General features: G+C 75.5%; 1 protein-coding gene. It reads right to left on the bottom strand.

What is annotated here, in order from left to right; translation table 11 throughout:
- Positions 1-1,316 (bottom strand): ALF repeat-containing protein (locus ACWCQS_RS46055; RefSeq protein WP_451009999.1); only part of this gene is annotated, 1,316 nt, incomplete at both ends.

The following is a 1,316-nucleotide window of genomic DNA, read 5'->3' on the forward strand; positions in this document are numbered from 1 at the left end:
CTTGGCCTGGTCGTCGGTGTCCTTGACCTGCTGGGCGGCAGCGGCGTCCGCGGCCGCTCGTTGGTCCTGCTGGGCCTTGAGATCCTTGGCCTTGGCGATACCGGCGTTGGTCCGCTCGGTCAGCTCCTCCGACTCGATCTTGACGGCGGTCTGGTGGGTCTTCTTCGCTTTGGCGACGGCGGCGGTGGCGGCGTCGGCCGCGTCCTGGGCGGCCTTGGCGTGCGCCGCCGACTGGGCTGCGGCGGTGGCCGCTTCGCCCGCGTGCTTGGCCGCGTCATCGGCGTCCTTCGCGGCGTTGTCCGCATGCGTGGCCGCCGCGTTGGCCGCATCCTGCGCCTCGCCGGCCGCACCGGCCGACTCCGCGGCAAGCGCCGCTGCGGCGTTGGCGGCGCGGTTGGCCTCCTGCGCGTGCCGATGAGCGGCCGCGGCCTCGGCACCGGCCTCGGAGGAGTGGACACCGGCCTGGGTGGCGTAGTCGTTGGCCTCATCGGCCGCATCGGCGGCGGCGTCGGCGTTGGTGCCGGCATCGGCGGCGGCCTTCGCCGCGTTGCCCGCATCGGCCGCCGCGTTACCGGCCTGCTTGGCCGCATCCGCCGCCAGCCGTGCTCCCTTGGCCGCGGCGCGGGCGTCCTCGGCCGCCTTGCGCGCCGCCGAAGCCTGGCCCGCATCCGTGGCCGCGTCCGCCGCGGCGCTCTGGGCACGGGATGCGGCCTGCGCGGCACCCACCGCCGCCGAAGCCGCCTGCTCCGCCGCGCTGGCCGCCAGCCGCGCACTGTCGTTGGCGGCGGCCGCGGCGTCGATCGCCTCCTGCGCAGCCTCCGCGGCCTGCTTGGCGGCAGAAGCTGCCCGGCCGGCCGCCGAAGCGGCGTGCACGGAGTCGTTCTTGGCCGCCTGGGTCTCGGCCGCCGCCTTCTGCGCGGCCTCCTTGGCCAGCTTCGCCGCCGTCACGGCACGCGCGGAGGCGTCCTTGGCCGCCTTCGTCTGCGCCGCCGCCCTGGCGCCGGCCTTCGTGGCCTGCGCCGCCAGCTGCGCGACCGTGGCGTGCTCCTGGTCACGGGCACGCGCCACGTACTGGCCGACCTCCAGGAACTCATGGATGTCGTCCGCCGAACCGTTCAACGCGATCCGGCCCGCGGCCGCCACGTTGGAGCCGCCCGCGCTGATGATCTGCGCGACCTCGACCCGCTCGTCCTGCGCCCGCCGGTCGAACTGACCCGTGGACAAGAACGCCCGGATGTCATCCGCCGTGCCGTTCAGCGCGGCCTGCCCGGCCTTCTTCACCTCCGGGCCGCCCGCATCGATGATCTGCGCGACCT

The organism is Streptomyces sp. NPDC002076 (genome assembly GCF_053593835.1).